The organism is Heminiphilus faecis (assembly GCF_008728965.1).
GTDB lineage: Bacteria > Bacteroidota > Bacteroidia > Bacteroidales > Muribaculaceae > Muribaculum > Muribaculum faecis.
Genome location: NZ_VSMC01000015.1, coordinates 1 through 20,828 on the forward strand (window position 1 = coordinate 1; position 20,828 = coordinate 20,828).

Consider the following 20,828-nt stretch of genomic DNA (forward strand, 5'->3'; position numbering starts at 1 on the left):
GAGAATCGCCAATACGTTCATGGTATAATAGTTTTATAATGAACGCTTTGGCGATTCATTTGTATTTGATAATTCGTTATATTAACTTAAGTTTCAACTACTTCTGTAATTTTTACCGAATCATTGTATTATTGCATGTGTGATTATTTTTGCAGATACAATGTTTTTCTTAAATTTATGCAGATGAGAACAGTAACACTTGTAAAGCCCATTATGGGTATCGTAATGGTTCTGTTAGCAATTGCTCTTTTTGGCTGTCAGAACCAAGTAGAGGAGCCGTTGTTTACCGAATCAAATCAGATGGCAGATATGCCATTGAGCCGTTCAACCTTTGGAGAACTTCCTTTTCTTCAAGGTGCAGATTTATCGTATGTAAATGAGCTACAAGATGGAGGGGTAAATTACACCAAGGATGGTAGCTCGGTGGATCCGTATAATCTCATTAAGAGTTACGGAGCGAATCTTGTTCGTGTACGTCTTTGGCATAACCCTACATGGACCAAGTATTCAACTCTATCAGACGTAAAGCGTAGTATTCGCAGGGCTAAGAATGAAGGTTTGAATGTCCTGTTAGATTTTCATTATTCAGATGCTTGGACAGATCCACAAACAAACATAGTTCCTGAAGCATGGCGTCCCGTCGTTAAATATTCAGATATACTTGCAGACTCGGTTTATAACTATACTTATCGCATTCTCGAACACTTGAATGAGACTAATCTGCTTCCAGAACTGGTTCAGATTGGTAATGAGACCAACAATTCAATAATGGTAGCGGACAATGCAGATCTTATACCCACTAACTATGTTAGGAACACAAAACTTTTCAATGCCGGTTTGCAGGCGGTAGCCGATTTCAATTGGAATAATGGGAAAAGCATAAAGACGGTTCTTCATGTTGCTATGAATCCAAATGACGCAATGTTCTGGGTCGCAAGCCATAAAAAATATGGATTAAAGGAATTTGATATGCTTGGAGTCTCATATTATCCCCAATGGCAGGACTATACACCAGCTCAATTAGGTGAGTTCGCATCAAATCTGTATTCTGCTTATGGTATAAGGCTCTTTGTTGCAGAGACAGGGCATATATGGACTCGTGCATGGAATGATCAGAATATTAATCTCATGAGTAAAATGTGTATGGGATATCCTGATACACCATGCCCTCAACTGCAAAAAGACTATATAATCGAAATAAAAGAAGCTTTGCTTGCTAACGGAGGGGCTGGATATTGTGTTTGGGAACCGTTTTGGGTGTCAGCTGATAATCAAACTCTTTGGGGTGTCGGCTCAAATTGGGAAAATGTAGCATTTTTTGATTTCAATAATAGCTTGTTCCCTCACTGTGGCATTGAAGCTTACGGAGATTTCAACGTTAAGGTTACTTTTGAGGTTAATATGTGGAATGCAGGAAGTGATGCCAAAGGCTATATTACAGGTGATTTTACTGATGATGGCTTTGGCAATTGGCAGATAATCCCGATGAAGCAAGCATCCGAAGGGTCTTCAGTATATTATTTTGATACATATCTATGTAGGAATCAAACAGGGAAATATTATTTCCTTTCTGATTCCACTTGGACGAGTCAAGAATATATCGGAGGCTATCAGCAAGATCGATATTACGATGTTAACACCTCGGACAAATGGCAAAAATTCGCTAAAAATTTTGGAGAGGAATAGCTATATAACGTAACTCAAAAATAATAGTATCCCCCTTCTTAGCCATACTGCAATATAGCAGAAAGCGGACAGAAGGGGGATTTTTCTTATTGAAGTCCGATTTGTTGCATTGAATGTCCGATTTATGATAGCGTACTGCTCTAATTTATTAAGCCTACTGCCTTAAAAATTAGTAATTTTGCATTATTAAATATATTCAGAAAACATGGCTATCAAAAACCTTAAATTTAAATTGCATAGGCTGGCTGTCCTAATAGTGATTGCCTGTATATCGCATTATGTATCATCTGCGCCACAATTGCCAGAACCGGAATTGTCGTGGAAGAATGTTGCTGTAGATGGTAAAAAGACTGCTGTATTCAGTCTTTTTAATGACAGCCGGGGTATTATGTGGCTTGGGACTAATAGAGGGTTATATTTTTATGATGGAGTTACCACACATTCTGTTGGCGAAAACGAATTGTTCGGCACGCAAATATATTCTATAGTCGAAAAAGATAACAGTCTGTTTTTGGGAAGTAACAATGGATTGCTTGTGTATGATTATTCTACAGGGACAGTAAAGCATCATCCGTCAACCAATCCAAAAGAAATTCGGTCTTTGCTACTTGCTGATGATGGACTTTGGATAGGGAGTCTAAATGGAGTGTTTCGGCTGAATTTGTCGAACAATGAGCTTACTGATCTCTCTTCAGGTCTCCCACATAAATCAGTGTACTCATTATTACGAGATAGCCGTGGAATTTTCTATGTCGGAACATACAATGGGCTTGCCAGATGGGACAACCAATCAGGAACATTTCATCCCGTAAAAGTTAAGATCGACAAATCAATGTCTGGCTCTCTTTTCGTCAACTGCCTTCTTGAATCTGAAGATGGAGAAAGTATCTATATCGGTGGTGAAGGTTTTTTATACAAATACACTCCTTCCAGTGAAAGCTGGAATAAAATTATTGATGTTGGGAATAACAATGTTAAAAGTCTGACAAAAGGTAATAATGGACATGTACTGATCGGCACAGACAATGGAGTATTTGATATGTTCAATGATACCATTCGACATTATCGCCATGATTCAAGACATGAGTTAAGTCTGGCTGACAATGAAATATGGTGTATTTACGCGGATTTACAACATAATATATGGACAGGACATGAACGGGGATTTTCAGTAGCTTCAAATTCTACATATATTAGGACTATAAAACTTAGTGTCTTGGCAAATTCTGGGGAGGGAAACGAAATACATGTAATTCATCGTGACAGCAAAAGTAATTTATGGTTGGCCGGGACTAATGGTGCCATCAAGTTGTCAGATAACTCAAAACCGTGTTGGTATCGTCATTCAGATATGTCTAATTCATTATCTCACAACCGCGTCCGCTCTATTCTTGAAGATAATGAAAATCGGATATGGCTTGCTACCGATGCGGGCATAAACAAATTTAATGAGGAAACGAATAATTTTGATGTATTTCGCATAATAGATGAGAACGGGGAGCATAATTCAAATTGGGTCTATGCTTTGATTGAGGATGGTGAATATTTTTGGACTGGGAGTTTTCTTAACGGACTTCATTCAATCAGTAAATCTAAATTAAATGATAAAGGCGGCATTATCATCTCTGATTACTCTTTGAACGCAGAAACAGAGTTTCCGGATGGCAAGGCCTTGTCAAATAATCTCGTAAATAATATAATAAAAGACAGTATAGGCAATATATGGATACTCTTGTTTCGCGACAATGTGCTTACAAAATTTAATCCTGACACAAAAGTCTTTAAACGCTTTGATATTTTCAATTTAACAGAAGGGGGGTATCCCACGAATATATCTATTGATAGACAAGGACGTATTTGGTGTGCATATAAGGGAGGTGTGATCATTTTCAATAAAAATGACAACTATGATATAATAAAATTCCCTTATACCAACAGCGATGAGACTATTTTGGCTCTCGGACAAGTAGGAGATGGAATGTGGGTATCGACTCAAAGTAACGTATGGAGTATTGACGGTCATTCGTTAAATACCACTCTTTTACCTATCCCTCAAAAATCATATACCGCAGTTTACGAAGATACCGTAAGCAATAAAGTTTTCCTTGGCGGCACTGATGAAATTCTTGAGGTTGACAAATCTATTATAGATAATGGATTTGATTTTAAGTCGATAAAGATGATATTGAATGATAGAGGTGCAGGGCTTCTAAACCTGTCTGACATAGAAGGCGGCTGTACGAAACTTAAAATTCCGTATGGCGGGAGCTTTACACTTGTAGTAAGCACATTGAATTATTCACCTGAATCCGTACAGCGTTATATGTACAAACTTACAGAATCGCCTGACGATACTGTTGGTGAATGGATTGTAATGCCGGAAGGATCGAACAGCATCTCGTTTTCCGATTTGAAAATGGGGGACTATACTCTTTTGGTGAAAACCGTAGGTTCTCCCATAAGTCCAGTTGCAATTCCAATAACTGTCAATCCTCCATTGCTGATGTCTTGGTGGGCAATATGTGTTTACATTCTGGTTGCCTTCCTCATCGTCTATTGGATTATATGGTTCACTCGCAAGCGTAACCTCCGCTCTTTCCGTGAACAAGAACGTCAGGCGGCTTTGGAGAATGTTGAAAAAAAGCTGACTTTCCTTTCAACTATCTCACACGATTTGAAAACACCACTTTCTATGATTCTTGGACCAGTCAGCCTCATGAAAGAGAAAGCCAAAGATGCCGAAAGTAAAAAGAGTCTTGAAGCCATATATGATAATGCAGTTCGCTTGAACAATATGATTCATCGGACACTTGAACTGCAACACCTTGAGGATACGGATGAAAATCTACTTATCATATCAACTTTTGATGTAGTAGAGTTCTGTAAAGGTGTGTTTGAAGTTTTTCAAGAGAACAATCCTCAAAAGAAATTCATATTCCATTCATCATGCACTCAATTACTGATAGAGGCTGATGCCGTAAAGTTTGAATCTGTGATCACTAATCTTTTGTCAAATGCCTGTAAGTATTCTGATGATGGTGCTACTATTTCATTAGGTATCAGTTCCCATGACAACGAAGTTGAAATCGTGGTTTCTGATGATGGCATAGGTATTGCCGATATAGACCAATCCCTTGTATTTCAACGTATGTTCCGTGCTCCATCAACATCAAAATTACACGAAGGTACAGGACTCGGTTTGTATCTTATAAAGAAATATCTGGAATTAATGAAGGGCAACATCAACCTCTACAGTAAGGAAGGACAGGGGACCTCTTTTGTCGTGACTTTGCCACTTTCTGAAAAGGCTTTGCCAATTTCAACTAAAAATAATTCCAATGAGGATAGTAATAAGGCAAAAGTTTTGGTAGTAGAAGATAATCTCCAGATTTCTTCGTTCATCACGGAAGTCCTGAAGAATGATTATATATGCCTTGTGGCAGAGAATGGTCGTGCCGGACTCGCCATTGCCGCATCATTTTTGCCCGACCTTATTATTGCTGATGAGATGATGCCGATAATGAGCGGACTTGAGATGGTCAAACGAATGAAACAACATCCACGCCTATCATCAACACCCATAATCATGCTCACTGCTAAATCTGACAATAAGACTGAGTATGAAAGTATAAAGTTAGGTATCGATGTGTTTATGACAAAGCCATTCGAGCCTACGGCACTGCTTGGACGCATAAAACAATTATTGAAATCGAGAACAGATATAAAAGAAAAAGTTAGAATAGAAACCATAACAGAAGCTGAAGCCAAACCAATAGAAGCTGAATCTATTAATGAGAAATCTCTTGCAAAGATTGCGAAGATTATAGAAGATAATATATCAGACCCGGACTTGAATGTCAACCTGCTTTGTGAAAAAAGCGGTATCCCCAATAAACAACTGTATCGTCTGATAAAGAAATATATCGGTACTGCCCCATTGGATTATATCAGGAGTGTTAGGTTACAGAAAGCGGCTGTGCTTCTAAGTCAGCATAGATTTACAGTGTCTGAAATCAGCTATATGGTAGGATTCAAATCCCCCTCCTATTTTGCGAAATGTTTTCAAAATCAGTTTGGTATCAAGCCAAGCCTGTACCAATCAGATGATGAGTCAATAGGCAAAAAACAAGACAATTAAACGCATTTTGCCCTTTTTCTTGTTGTCAAGTCTTGTTTGTTGCATCATTTGTCCGATAATTGAGAGTCCTGCATCTATCAATATTGTAATTTTGTAAACGACAACAGGTACATATTGATTAGGTAGAAAAGATTGTTTTTAAGTTTTAGAAATGGCTAATACCATTTGACCACCTTAAATATTTTCAAATTAAACAACAATACGCATTTCTAATGGACAAAGCAATCGGCCATGTCGAAATAAGGAGTTGGTTATTGGGAATACTGTTCTCAATTCTCCTTATACCAGTTTCGGCTTATGCCCAAATTCAAAGGACAGTTACTGGTACTGTCATTGATGAAACCGGGGAGCCTCTTATCGGCGCAACGGTTAAAGTTGTAGGTGAGCCAATAGGTGCTTCCACCGATTTTGACGGATACTATGTCCTTAAAGTGCCTGCAACAGCGAAACAACTCGCATTTTCATATGTGGGTTACAACAATCTCGTGGTTGATATTACGTCAAATGTCATTGATGTGACAATGAAACCTAACAGCGAGGTTCTTGACGAAGTTGTTGTAATCGGTTATGGTGTCCGTAAAAAGGATGATCTTACCGGGTCTGTTTCAACCGTAAGTGAGAAAGACTTCAATAAAGGTATGATTTCATCACCGGAAGAGCTTGTAAACGGAAAAATTGCCGGTGTGCAGATTGTGAATGGCGGCGGTTCTCCAACATCCGGTTCAACAATCCGAGTCCGAGGCGGTGCATCTCTTAATGCGTCAAATGACCCTCTTATTGTATTAGATGGTGTACCAATGGAGGTCGGCGGTTCTGTAAGTGGAAGTGGAAACTTTCTGAGTCTTATTAACCCCAATGATATTGAGAGTATGACCATTCTAAAAGATGCGTCATCTACTGCAATTTACGGTTCAAGAGCATCTAATGGTGTCATCATCATCACTACTAAGAAAGGAAAAGGTGATGGTATAAAGGTTTCATTCCAGACAACCAATTCTCTTTCTACCAAGACCAAGACTTCTGATATGCTCTCTACCGATGAGTTTATCGGAATTGTAAATGAACTTGGTACAGAGCGCCAGAAGTCTCTTCTCGGCAATAGCCGTACTAATTGGAATGATCAAATATATCAGACTGCATTCGGAACAGATAATAACCTTAGCGTTTCAGGGCGAGCTGCTTCGTGGTTGCCTTTCCGTGTTTCGGCCGGAGCATATTATCAAGATGGTATATTAAAGACCGATAATGCAAAGCGTTTTACCGGTAATCTCAATCTTACACCATCATTCTTCCACGATGAACTTCGTTTTCAGTTCAGTCTTAAAGGTACATATTCAAAGAACCGTTTTGCAGATACTGACGCGATATGGGGCGGAGCAACTCTCAATCCTACAATTCCTGTATATTCCGGTAAAGATGCTTTCGGTGGATATAATGAGGCTGTGGATGTAAATGGAATACCGGTTACAGGAGCTCTTGCCAATGCTCTTGGACGACTGAATCAATATAAATCGACATCAGATGTATATCGCGTCATCGGTAATATTGATGTGGACTGGAACATTCGATGGGTGAAAGGCTTGAGACTTCACGCAACCGGTGGTTACGACTGGTCAAAAGGGGAAGGGCATATATATGTCCCCAAAGAGGCTATATCATATTATACAACAGGCGGACGAGATTACAAGTATGGTCCTCAGAAGAACTATAACCGGCTTCTGACTGTTTATGCTAACTATAACCGTGATTTTGATGCAATCAACTCAAATATTGATGCAACATTCGGTTATGATTACCAATATTGGAAATATACAACTCCGTTCTATGCAATATTAAATGCCGATGGTGTGCAGCAATCAACTTCGGCCGCAACGGATCAGAGGCACTCGCTCATATCGTATTATGGTCGTTTGAACTATACGTTAATGAATCGCTATCTCTTGACTGCTACTGTGCGTCGGGATGGTTCGTCACGTTTTTCTAAAGATAACCGATGGGGAACGTTCCCGTCCGTGGCTCTCGCATGGCGTATCTCACAGGAAAACTTCTTTGAACCTCTTCGCGGTTGGGTTAATGATTTGAAGCTAAGAGCCTCGTATGGTGTTACCGGGCAGCAGGACGGTATCACAAACTATGGCTATATCCCGGTTTATACTCCAGGTCTTGACGGCGCACAATATCTTTTTGGCGGTAATCCTGTCTATACATATCGTCCTGAAGCCTATAACCCTGATCTGAAATGGGAAACGACTAAGTCTTGGAACTATGGAGTTGATATAGCACTCCTTGAAAATAGATTTACATTCTCCGCAGATTACTATACCCGCAAAACCGAGAATCTTCTTGCTACAGTCCCGGTACCGGCCGGAACAAATTTTGATAAACTAATGCTGGAAAATGTTGGCAATGTTGATTCAAAAGGACTTGAACTCGCTCTGACAGCTCATCTTATAAGCAATAAAGACTGGTCGTGGGATGTGACTGCAAATGCAGCATGGCAACAGGTCCGTATTAAGAATTTGACTTTGACCCCCGGAGCTCCAAGTCCTGATACAGAAGTTGGACCTTGGATTGATGCCTATCAGATGCAGGTATTCTCTACCGATTATGCACCATATTCGTTCTATCTTTATAAACAACTTTACGACCAAGAAACTGGCAGACCGATAGAAGGACTTTATGCAGACCTTGATGGTGACGGACAGATAACCAACAATGACAGATACCACAGCCATTCACCCGCTCCTGATTGGATCCTTGGGCTTTCCACTCAGCTTAGATACAAGAAATGGTCTTTATCAACCTCTTTAAGAGCCAACCTCGGAGGTTATATATTCAATGGAATGGCTATGAATACCGGTGCTTGGGAAACTATGAGCTACAATGATTATCAGCTGAATAATCTCAATCGCAGTTTTCTTGACACTCGTTTTACCCGTCGTCAATTCCTTAGCGATTATTATCTTGAGAACGCATCATTCCTTAAAATGGATAATCTCCAACTCGCATATGATTTCGGTCAGATTTACAAAGGCATGAATCTCCATGTTTCAGCTATGGTTCAAAATGTATTCACAATAACCAAATATAAGGGTGTGGATCCGGAATCAAGCAACGGAGTTGACACTGCTGTTTATCCTCGTCCCCGAACATATTCAGTAACTATCGGTCTCAATTTCTAATATAACAACAATGAAAAGAATAAATATATTATTGGGCCTTGTCATGGGAATCGGGCTATTGCTATGCGCATGTACTGACGACCTCGATCAAATGCCCGTAACCGAAACCACATCAAATGATGTGTATTCGGAAGCAGCGAACTATAAAATGGTTCTTGCAAAAATCTATGCTTCCTATGTTCTTGCAGGGCAAGGACAAGGTGGCGATAACGGCGACCTTACCACTATCAATGGACAGGACTTCTCACGCGGATATTTTAATCTTCAGGAAGCTGCGACTGATGAGGTTGCCAATACTTGGTTATCCGGAAACAACCTTGTTGATCTTACATACATCAACTGGAGTGCAAAAGACTCATGGGTATCGGACACTTATTATTGGTTGTTTTTCAACATTGCTCTATGTAATGAGTTTCTCCGTAACTGCTCAGATGAAGCAATATCAAAGTTTTCATCTTCCGAACAAGAAGAAATCAGAGCGTACAAATCTGAAGCTCGTTTTATGAGGGCGTTTAGCTATTGGATGGTTCTTGATTTGTACCGTAAGGGACCAAAGGTTGACGAGAATACACCCGTGACCGGATTCATTCCCGAGGCGTATGATGGAATAAGCCTTTTCGATTTTGTTGAAAGCGAGTTACGGGAACTCGTTTCCGAAGGTTCTTCTTCTTTATCTGACACAAATGAGTATGGCCGTGCAAGCAAGCCAACTGCTTTGGCACTTCTTGCCCGCCTTTACCTGAATAGCGCGGTTTATCGTGGTTCTGTAGATACTAAATACTATACAGAATGTATAACAGCCTGCCATAAGGTAATCTCAAATCCGGCATATTATCTTGAACCTGACTATGCAAAACTTTTCAATGCAGACAATCATAAACGTTCCCACGAAATTCTGTTTGCAATGGTTTGTGATGCGACAACATCGGTTACATGGGGCGGCGGCACTTATCTCGTTTGCGGTTCATGCGGCAATTCAAGCACACAAGATCCGGCCAAATATGGTTTGACAAACGGATGGGGTATGTTCCGTGCACGTGGTGAGATTACTTCCAAGTTCGGCGATGTAAATAATACAAATGATACACGAGCTATGTTCTATACTGATGGTCAGGAACAGTCCTTCACCGGCGCTATAGACAATCAATCTGAAGGTTATTTCTTTGAGAAGTTTACGAACCTTACTGATGAGGGGGAGGCTGCTTCAAATTCTGCAGCTACCGGATGCTCAACAGATTATCCAATGCTGCGTCTTGCTGACGTATATCTTATGGCAGCGGAAGCATTCCTGCGTGGTGGTGCCGGAATTTCGCGGTCAGAGGCCCTTGACCTTGTAAATGAGGTCCGTCTCCGTGCATATAACAATGATGAAAGTGGCAAAATTTCAGATGCAGATTTTACTCTTGACTTTATGCTTGATGAGCGTGGTCGCGAACTTTATCTTGAATCTGTAAGACGCACGGATCTTATCCGCTTTGGGAAATTCACTTCCAATGCCTACATCTGGCAGTGGAAGGGCGGAGTTTTGGACGGTCGCTCAGTTAACGACCGATACAATATTTATCCTATCCCGGATACAGATCTTACAGCAAATCCTAATCTTACAAATCCTCTATATTGATATTGAATCATGAAATTTAAGAATATAATAAGGACGTCTTTGCTGTCAGTAATCATGGCTCTAAATCTGGTTTCATGTGACAGTGACATCGATCCGGTGTACGTTCTGCCTACCGATACGATTTCATTGGGTGGCGCTTCAGGGGATATAGTGTTAACCCCCGATAACCCGCAGGCTCTTGCCATGACTATCTATTGGAGTGGAGATGGTCGGATTGCACTAAGCGATACGCTTCTCCAAGCTCCCATAAATGCTTCCGTGGAAACAATCCAGCTTTCCCGCGATGAGCAATTTTCTAATGTCATAGACCTCAGCGTTGATAAGGGTGTACGTTCTCGTCAATTTCTGTGTGAGGAACTGAACTCTCTCTTAGGACGTCTCGGATACATTGCTGATGAGAAATCTCCACTTTATATAAGAATTCGGTCTGTTCTTGCAGCAAACATAGAGCCATCTTATTCATCTGTGATAAAAGTCATGGTTCAGTCTTATAGAATACACCTTATTTTGGGAACTGTCCTTGACAAAGATTGGAATGAGACTTCCATGAAACTTGCATCGCCTGAAGAAAACGGCATTTATCAGGGATTTATGGGAGTTACCGGTTGGACAAACTGGTGGTTCCGGGAGGCGAACAATATCGTTTGGGGAAATCTTGGTGAAGCAGGTAAAACATTCCACGCATCCTCTGCTGATGACCATTGGAATTTTTGGTTCCCGGATCCTGCCGGATGTTACTTCACAACACTGAATACTCAGGAAGGATGGTGGAGCGGTCTGCATATTGATAATCTTACCGTAGCTGGAGATATTTCAGGAGAGATGGAATATAATCTCAAGACCAATCAATGGTTCTTGCCGGTAAATTTATCAAGTGCATCGACTGTAACAATTACAATAAACGGTAAAGGACACCTCTATAATAAGGAAACAACAGATATGGGACCTGCAATAGAGCAGAATGTGGCATTTGGCGGGGATAGCGAAAACCTTACGTTCGGTGAAACAGGTTCGAATATATCAGTAAGCCTTCCAGCCGGAGAAACTATGCTCGTTCTTGATTTGACAGACCCATTGGAATTTAAGGTCGGTGCTGGCGAAGCCGCTCCTGAACCTGAGGCAGAACCGCGTCTCTATTTCTCCGGAGTTGTGAATTGGAATGGTTTCGATGACTATATTTCACTCTATGATGAAGGCTCATTAGCCTATGGAGGAGCTCATTGGATAGATTCCGAATGGGGATATCGTGCATACCCACAGCCAGACTGGGCTACGGCATATAAAGCAGCCGATGGAGCAACACCATTAAGCGGAGGTCTCATTCTGGCAGAATCTGACGGTAATATTCCAGCACCGGAAAAAGGACTGTATGTGATGGATTTCATGATGAAAGAAATGACATATAAACTTACTAAAGTAGAAACTGTTACTTTCACGGGGCTTAACGATGACTGGTCAGAGCATGTAATGACTCAATCTACGGATAATCCTGAAGTATTCACAGCAGAATTCGTTAAGGAGAAAGAAACTCCCTGGGGAGTAAAAGTTCTGATCAATAATGATTGGAGCCTGTTCTTCGGAGGCGGAAATGGAAATCTAATGCTCGGTCATTCTGATGCAACTACAGGATTTGATGGAGACAACGCCCTGACCATTGGTGAGACATACATCCTCAGGGTTGATCTCGGAACACAAACATATTCATATTCTCTTAAATAAAAGACTTCAATGAAAATGACAACTATAATTTCCGTTTGCGCATTGGCTGCATCCATTGTATGTGGATCATGCTCAGAGGACGGCCCTGTTACTAATCCAAGACAGGAAACCACAACAACTATTGAGAAAGAAACAGGGTTCGCCAGAGGCGCAGATGTCAGCTGGCTCACTCAGATGGAATCAGAAGGTCGCAAATTCTATACTCCCGGGGAAGACCGCCAGGAAATGGAGTGTATGACCCTTCTCCGTGACCACTGTGGTGTTAACTCAATACGTTTACGTGTTTGGGTCAATCCTAAGGACGGATGGAACAGCATCGACGACGTGGTACTCAAGGCACGTCGAGCAGAGAATCTTGGTCTGCGCACCATGATTGATTTCCATTTCTCTGATACATGGGCTGACCCCGGTCATCAGGAAATGCCGGACGCGTGGAAAAATCTCTCGTTTGATGAGCTGACCAAGGCAGTTGCGAATCATGTTACTGAAACGCTCAATGCTTTGAAAAAAGCAGGTGTAACACCTGAATGGGTACAGGTTGGTAACGAAACCACACCTGGTATGATGCTTCCGGTTGGCTCTGTTGACAATCCAGTACAACTTACACAACTTAATAACGCCGGTTATGATGCAGTCAAATCTGTATTCCCGGATGCTAAGGTCATTGTGCATCTTGATGGAGGAAATAACCAGTGGGCATACGACAGAATGTTTGACATTCTTGAAAGCAACGGAGGCAAATATGACATGATTGGGATGTCTCTTTACCCCTATTGGGCAGAGCAGCAGGGCGAAACCGGAGGATGGTTGAAAGTTGCAGATGATTGTATCGCAAACATCAATCATTTGAAACAGAAATACAACAAACCGGTGATGATTTGTGAGATAGGGATGCCTTATGATCAAGGAGAAACTTGCAAGCAACTCATCACTAAAATGATGGCCACGGATGTTGAAGGCATCTTCTATTGGGAACCACAAGCTCCCAATGGTTACAACGACGGGTACAACCTCGGATGTTTTGATAATGATGCACCCACAATAGCATTAGATGCTTTCAAAACTAAATGAAGACAATGAATATACATTCTTTTATAATAGTAATGGCTCTTTCGGGAGCCATTACTTTAAATCTGCACGCCGAGAGGATTGAAACAACCCTAAATACTGGTTGGGAATTTACCAAAGGCAGTCCTGAAACCTCAACGAAATGGCAGCAGGTTCGAGTTCCGCACGACTGGGCTATATACGGACCTTTTGACCGTGCAAACGATATTCAAACAGTAGCTGTTGAACAAAACGGCGAGAAGGAGGAAACCGTAAAAACAGGACGTACAGGAGGTCTTCCATTTATTGGCAAAGGAACATACCGCACCACATTTGATGTGTCGGATACTACCGGACGATGTATAACGCTTGTATTTGATGGAGCAATGAGCAATGCCCATGTAAAAGTCAATGGACGTGAGGTTGCTTATTGGCCCTATGGGTACAATTCCTTTTATGCAGATGTGACCAAGGCTGTCGTGCCCGGTAGCAATGATATGATAGTCGAGCTTGAAAATTTTGAGCGAGCTTCCCGATGGTATCCCGGAGCCGGACTGTATCGCAATGTCCATGTGATAAATACCGACCGTGTACATGTGCCGACATGGGGTACATACATCACAACTCCATACGTTTCTGCCGAGAAAGCCTCAGTTCATCTTGAAATAGAGATTAAAGGTGCAAATAAGGGAGAGAAGATTGACGTTGAGACAAAAATATTATCTCCTGATGGAAAAGTGGTGGCAGAAAATAATGCTCCATACATTGCTCATGGACAGATTCACAGTCAAAACTTTTTGGTTCCTAAACCGAATTTATGGAGTCTCGAAACCCCTGCCTTATACACAGCTGAGACACGTATTCTTATAAATGGCTCAGAAGTTGATGCATATGATACACGATTCGGTATCCGCAAACTTGAATATCTTCCGGATCAGGGATTCTTTCTCAATGGTAAACCCACAAAGTTCAAAGGAGTGTGCAATCATCATGACCTCGGTCCTCTTGGTGCTGCTGTCAACAAGTCTGCTATCCTACATCAGGTAGAGCTAATGAAGAATATGGGAGCAAATGCAATCCGCACATCTCATAATATGCCGGCTCCAGAATTGGTGGAGATTTGCGATGAGCTTGGAGTAATGCTTATGATTGAACCGTTTGATGACTGGAGTTTCCGTCCAAAATCACCTAATGGTTACGGTGCGTTTTTCAACGAATGGGCTGAAAAAGATATTACCAACATGGTCAAGCGGTACCGCAACAATCCATCGGTTGTGATGTGGTCGATTGGCAATGAGGTTCCGAGTCAATGGGGCCCGGACGGAGTATCGGAACTTACTATGCTTCAGAATCTGGTAAAATCTCTTGATGAAACCCGTCCTGTCACCTGTGGCATGGATCAGATTGGTTCGGTACTGGACAATGGTTTTGCGGCTTCTCTTGATATTCCCGGATTTAATTATAAGCCTCAATATTACAGACTGGCTTATGAAAAACTTCCGCAAAAGATGATTCTTGGTTCTGAAACTGCATCCACTGTTTCTTCAAGAGGTGTATATCATTTTCCGGTATCATTTGTTAAGGAGCATAACGCAGTCCTACATAATGACCACCAATCGTCAAGCTACGATAATGAAACATGTGACTGGTCAAATACCCCGGATATTGACTTCTACATGGATGAACAGCCTTGGGTTCTCGGGCAATTCGTCTGGACAGGCTTTGACTACCTCGGCGAGCCATCACCGTATGATACTGACGCATGGCCGAGCCATAGTTCAGTATTTGGTATTGTTGATTTGGCATCATTGCCCAAAGATCGTTATTTCCTTTATCGTTCTCATTGGAACAAAAATGATGCGACACTTCACATACTTCCTCATTGGAATTGGAAAGGTCGAGAGGGTCAAATCACACCAGTATTCGTATATACCTCGTATCCAAAAGCCGAGTTATTTATAAATGGGAAAAGTCAGGGAATACGAGAAAAGAATGATTCAACACTCCAAACCCGCTATCGACTCATGTGGAATGAGACAAAATATGAACCCGGAGAATTGAAGGTCGTAGCGTATGACAAGAACGGTAAAACTGCTGCCGAAAAAATAATAAGGACTGCCGGCAAACCGCATCATATCGTATTGTCAACCAACAGAGATACCCTTGGTGCCAATGGTAATGATCTTGCATACATTACTGTTCAGATTGCTGATAAAGATGGTAATATCATTCCTACAGAAAACCGAAAGATTAAATTTACTGTATCTGGTTCCGGTAATTTCGAAGCGTCCGCTAACGGTGACCCTACATCGCTTCTATCGTTTCAGGAACCGGAAATGAATCTGTTTAGCGGAGCAGCTACAGCAATTGTTCGTAGTGGAAATGAAAGTGGAGATTTGATATTTACGGCAAAGGCCGACGGAGTTAAACCCGCATCGCTTACATTAAAGGTAAAATAAATTTAGGGTAAAAAGATTGTTTAAGGCTTCCTCATCGGGATAGTCAGAATATCCCGATTTTAACATATAATTTCAATACAATGAAAAATAAACTTATAAAAGAATTCAAAAGCAGATTCAATGAAACCCCGTTCTTTTATGCGTCTGCGGGACGCATAAACCTTATTGGCGAACACACCGACTATAATGGCGGATTTGTTTTCCCCGGTGCCATTGACAAAGAAATAATGGCGGCTATCGCACCAAACAGTACTGACAAAATTCGCGTGTTCTCAATCGACATCAATGAGTATGCCGAATTTGGTCTCAACGAGGATGATGCCCCTTCTCAGTCATGGGCACGCTACATTTTCGGTGTAGCACGCGAAATCCTCAAGCGTGGCGGTGTGGTCAAAGGGTTTGACGCCGTTTTTGCTGGCAATGTGCCTCTCGGTTCAGGTCTCAGTTCTTCAGCCGCTCTTGAGTCCTGCTTTGCCTTTGCTCTCAACGATTTGTTTAATGACAACGGTATCGACAAGTTTGAGCTTGCCCGCATCGGTCAGTCAACAGAGCACAATTATTGTGGTGTCAACTGCGGCATTATGGACCAGTTTGCATCTGTCATGGGGCAGAAGGGTAAGCTGATGCGCCTTGACTGCCGCTCGATGGAGTTTGAATATTTCCCCTTCAACCCCGAGGACTATGAGCTTGTTCTCATCGACTCGCGTGTGAAGCATGAACTCGCCGACTCCCCCTACAACAAGCGTCGCCAGTCGTGTGAGCGCGTGGCAAAATGTCTTGGTCTTGAAACGCTGCGTGATGCGACAATGGAGATGCTTGAATCAATCCTCCCTGACATAACCGCCGAGGATTATTTCCGCGCAAAATTTGTCATTGAGGAAAAGGATCGTGTGCTTGCGGTCTGTGATGCTCTCACTGCCGGCGACTATGAGACAGTAGGCCGGAAGATGTATGAGACCCACCGCGGTCTGTCAAAGGACTATGCTGTTAGCTGTGAGGAACTTGACTTCCTCAATGATATTGCCAAAGAATGCGGTGTCACCGGCTCGCGCATCATGGGCGGAGGCTTCGGCGGCTGCACCATAAACCTTGTGAAGAAGGATCTGCGTGATAGCTTCGTGGAGATAGCCAAAAAGAAGTTCAACGAGAAATACGGACACGAGCCGAAAGTCTATCCCGTTGTCATAAGCGACGGAGCGCATAAGGAGGAATAGTTATGGACAGCAAGAAAACAGTATTGATATCAGGGGGAGCCGGTTACATAGGCTCCCACACGGCGGTTGAGCTTATCAATGCCGGTTATGACGTGGTTATAATCGACAACCTTACCAACTCGGAGCGTGATTCTGTCGCTGGAGTTGAGAGAATCACAGGCAAAAAAGTAGCTTTCGAGGTGGTTGATACCTGCGACAGAGCACAGCTCAAAACGGTGTTCGACACCTACACGTTCGACACAGTCATACATTTTGCCGCATACAAGGCCGTCGGCGAATCAATGACTGAACCGCTCAAATATTATCAGAACAACCTTGTTTCGTTCATGAACATCGTTGCAATGATGAAAGAGTATGGCCGCTCCAATATACTTTTCTCATCGTCGGCAACTGTCTATGGCGATGCTGAACATCTCCCCGTTACCGAACAGACTCCACGTCAACCAGCGACATCACCATACGGCAACACCAAGCAGATTGCCGAGGATATTCTTCGCGACTGTTGTCGTGCATACGATAATGTCAAAGGAATAGCGTTGCGCTATTTCAACCCTATCGGCGCACATCCGTCAGCTCTTATCGGTGAGTTACCTCGTGGTGTTCCAAATAATCTTGTACCGTTTATCACACAGACTGCCGCCGGTATCCGTGAGCGGCTGAGCGTGTTCGGCAACGATTACGACACTCCTGACGGCACTTGTCAACGTGACTATATCGACGTTGTTGATCTCGCCAAGGCTCATGTCGCCACAGTCGACCGCATGACCTCCGGAAAGATGAAAGAAAACTATGAAATCTTCAATGTCGGTACAGGGCGTCCGGTCTCGGTACTTGAACTTCTCACCACATTTGAGAAAGTCAACAATCTCAAACTGCCTTATGTAATCACCGACCGTCGCCCTGGCGATGTGCCTGCTGTATGGGCTGAGACATCACGCGCCAACGAGCTCCTTGGATGGAAGGCAGAGCGTTCTATCAACGAGACACTGAAAGCGGCATGGGAATGGGAAAAGCATGTAAGAAAAATCAAATAAATAATTCAATGAAACCAACATTATTCGTTCTCGCCGCCGGAATGGGCAGCCGTTATGGTGGGCTGAAGCAGCTTGATGGTCTCGGACCTCATGGAGAGACTATAATGGACTACTCAATTTACGATGCCATCCACTCAGGATTCGGTAAGGTGGTGTTTGTTATCCGTAAGGACTTCGAGCAAGATTTCCGTGACAAGGTGCTTGCAAAATATAAAAGTCATATCCCTATGGAAGTGGTGTTCCAGTCAATCGACGAACTGCCCGATGACTACACCTGTCCCGATGACCGAACAAAGCCATGGGGTCCGGCTCATGCCGTAATCATGGCTACCGGAGTAATCAATGAACCGTTTGCAGTAATAAACTCCGATGATTTCTATGGCCGCAATTCCTTTGAGGTACTCGCCAAAGAATTGATGCGTCCTCGCGATCGCAAAGGCGACTACTGCATGGTTGGCTTCCACATCGGCAACACAATGACAGAGAACGGTGGGGTTAACCGTGGCGTATGCCAGACCAAAGATGGATTGTTAACTTCTGTTGAGGAGTGCAAGGATATCGCCTACAACGATAATCATGAGATTGTCTACACAGATGCAGACGGGAAAGAGCATAAGCTTGAAGCCAATGTACCCGTGTCAATGAATATGTGGGGCTTCACGCCTGATTATTTCGACTTCGGTATCCGTGAGTTCTCACGTTTCCTCTCGGAAAAGATCAATGTCCCAAAATCTGAGCAGGTAATCCCTGATGTAGCTGACGCACTGATTAAATCTGGCGAGGCAACGGTTAAGGTTCTTGACACCGATTCACGCTGGTTCGGCGTGACGTATGTCGATGACCGCCCCGGTGTAATTGCAAATTTTGCAGATCTTCATAAATCAGGCCTTTATCCTGACAAACTCTTTTGATTTATTTTAAGGTAAAATAAGATTGTTATGAGGGGTTCTGATATTTCGGAGTCCCTCTTTTTTTAAGACTTTACTATTATAACCATATTTTCAACATGAATAGAATTCTCATTGTAGATGCCTCCGAATCCGACCGTCGGCTTATGTCGGGCTTGCTTGTCAAGTCCGGCTATGAGCCGATTGCCGTTGGGACGATGGAGGCTGCAAAAGACGAGGTGGCGAAACTGCCACCCGGAGCAGTGATTGTCGCGGACGCTTCACTCCGTGACAGCTCTGCAAAAGAGTTAATCAACTGGCAGAAGGCCGAAGGATTCACGTTCCCGGTCATCGCCATAGTGAACAACCTGAACGGTCCCGACCTTCTTGAAGTGATGAAAGGCGGCGGAGCGGTAGATGTGGTGCAACGGGCCGGCATTGACAAGCAGCTCGTTGAAACGGTAGGCAAATACGCCAAGCCGGAGAATATCGTAATCCAGCTTGACAACGCCCTGATTCCTCGGAGAAGCAACAGCTTCCGTGAAATAGGAAAGGCTATCGGACGAGTCGCCACCACGAACGCCAACTGTATCATTTTCGGAGAAAGCGGTATGGGAAAGGAACAGATTGCACGACAGATCTATCTCCAAAGTTCGCGGACACAGAAGCCTTTGAAGGTTCTTGAAGCCGGAGGCGCGCCGCTTGTCGGCAAGCATGACCCGGAGTCAGACCGCAGCGAAATCTATAACCGCATCGAGGGTTACTTTCAGGAAGTGAAAGGCGGTACACTGATTATCAAGAATATCCAGTTGTTGACATTCGAGACGCAATCAGTATTACTGCACATTCTTGAACAGGAACACCCCGATGTGAGAATAATCAGCACTGCAAACGGAAATCTGTTGAAGATGGTAGCGGACGGTAGCTTTCGCGACAATCTTTTCTATATGCTCCGGCAGAGGAGCATTACTGTACCATCTCTACGAGAATCAACGGAGGATATAGCTGATATTGCGGACTATCTTCTTCAGAGATATGCTCAGAAGAAGCAGCGACCGAAACAGCATCTTGACGCATCTGCGATAAAGGTATTGAAGCTGCATCCGTGGCCCGGCAACGTCCGAGAACTGAAAGACACTGTTCTTTTCGCCGCCTTCCATGCAAAAGAGGTTGCCATTACCGCTGAGGACATCAGATTTGACGATGCAACCCCCGAAACAGCGGAGGATTTGACCCATCGCAATCCCAAGTACGAGCGGGACAATATCATCCGGGCATTCAAAAGGGCCGGTACATGGCGAGGCGCGTCAAAGCTACTTGGTATATCCGAAAGAGCCTTGTTTGAGCAACGTAAGAAGCACGGAATCAATGCTGATGGAAAAATCGAGTCTTGACAACCTCAGGAAAATTTCGTAACTTTGCAACGCAAATAGCAAATAAATAGCGATTGAAGCGTCAATCGTCTTAACCATATTCATATCATAACACCGCATTTTGTTTTGACGAAAATCTGGTAAATTTTTGAATACAAGAGCAAATGCGTGAAAGTTATGCTATGCGCAAGCATAGCGTGCTGTCACGTTTTCTTGTATGGGTTTTACCAGAACCTTCGTTAATAAGCGTGATTAGCACGCTATTTTTTTTACCCTTATCTGAACCTGATACCATAATATAAAGTCGGCATAAATCGGCAAGCTGTCAGAATTGTTCTTCTGCCATAAAGATTTAACTTTCAAAATATTTTGCCGATATAAAATTCAGCAACACAGCATATTGTCGATATTAACCATCGTTAAACAACCCTTTTCATAATCCCTTCGGTTATAATTGCAAACGAGGCG

The 20,828-nt window shown here is 42.8% G+C and carries 11 protein-coding genes; all 11 read left to right on the forward strand.

Going from position 1 to position 20,828, the window contains the following annotated elements:
* Window positions 1-183 precede the first annotated feature (183 nt).
* Window positions 184-1,686, forward strand: a complete 1,503-nt coding sequence (locus tag FW767_RS07640; RefSeq protein WP_205523863.1) for a glycoside hydrolase family 53 protein — start codon at window positions 184-186, stop codon at window positions 1,684-1,686.
* Window positions 1,687-1,891: 205 nt separating this feature from the next.
* Window positions 1,892-5,824 carry a two-component regulator propeller domain-containing protein gene (locus FW767_RS07645; RefSeq protein WP_150980460.1) on the forward strand — a complete coding sequence of 1,311 codons (3,933 nt, stop codon included), beginning with the start codon at window positions 1,892-1,894 and terminating at the stop codon, window positions 5,822-5,824.
* Between the two features lie 212 nt (window positions 5,825-6,036).
* Window positions 6,037-9,006 (forward strand): SusC/RagA family TonB-linked outer membrane protein, encoded by a 2,970-nt coding sequence (locus tag FW767_RS07650; protein ID WP_150980462.1) that lies wholly within the window; start codon window positions 6,037-6,039, stop codon window positions 9,004-9,006.
* Window positions 9,007-9,016: 10 nt separating this feature from the next.
* Entirely contained in the window at window positions 9,017-10,627 is a 1,611-nt protein-coding gene (locus FW767_RS07655) for a RagB/SusD family nutrient uptake outer membrane protein (RefSeq protein WP_205523864.1), read from the forward strand.
* A 9-nt stretch (window positions 10,628-10,636) separates the two neighbouring features.
* Window positions 10,637-12,346 carry a DUF5114 domain-containing protein gene (locus FW767_RS07660; protein ID WP_123612376.1) on the forward strand — a complete coding sequence of 570 codons (1,710 nt, stop codon included), beginning with the start codon at window positions 10,637-10,639 and terminating at the stop codon, window positions 12,344-12,346.
* Window positions 12,347-12,355: 9 nt separating this feature from the next.
* Window positions 12,356-13,417: a glycoside hydrolase family 53 protein gene (locus FW767_RS07665; RefSeq protein WP_123612377.1), complete on the forward strand. Its 1,062-nt coding sequence runs from the start codon at window positions 12,356-12,358 to the stop codon at window positions 13,415-13,417.
* Complete coding sequence (locus FW767_RS07670) at window positions 13,414-15,852, forward strand: glycoside hydrolase family 2 TIM barrel-domain containing protein (RefSeq protein WP_370015545.1); 2,439 nt, start codon at window positions 13,414-13,416, stop codon at window positions 15,850-15,852. Before FW767_RS07665 ends, FW767_RS07670 begins: the two co-directional genes overlap by 4 nt.
* Before the next feature lie 80 nt (window positions 15,853-15,932).
* Entirely contained in the window at window positions 15,933-17,066 is a 1,134-nt protein-coding gene (gene galK, locus FW767_RS07675; protein ID WP_123612378.1) for a galactokinase, read from the forward strand.
* 2 nt (window positions 17,067-17,068) lie between these two features.
* Entirely contained in the window at window positions 17,069-18,100 is a 1,032-nt protein-coding gene (gene galE / locus FW767_RS07680) for a UDP-glucose 4-epimerase GalE (RefSeq protein ID WP_123612379.1), read from the forward strand.
* Between the two features lie 8 nt (window positions 18,101-18,108).
* Entirely contained in the window at window positions 18,109-19,011 is a 903-nt protein-coding gene (locus tag FW767_RS07685) for a glycosyltransferase family protein (protein ID WP_123612380.1), read from the forward strand.
* 95 nt (window positions 19,012-19,106) lie between these two features.
* Entirely contained in the window at window positions 19,107-20,381 is a 1,275-nt protein-coding gene (locus tag FW767_RS07690; protein ID WP_123612381.1) for a sigma-54-dependent transcriptional regulator, read from the forward strand.
* The last annotated feature ends 447 nt before the right edge of the window (window positions 20,382-20,828 follow it).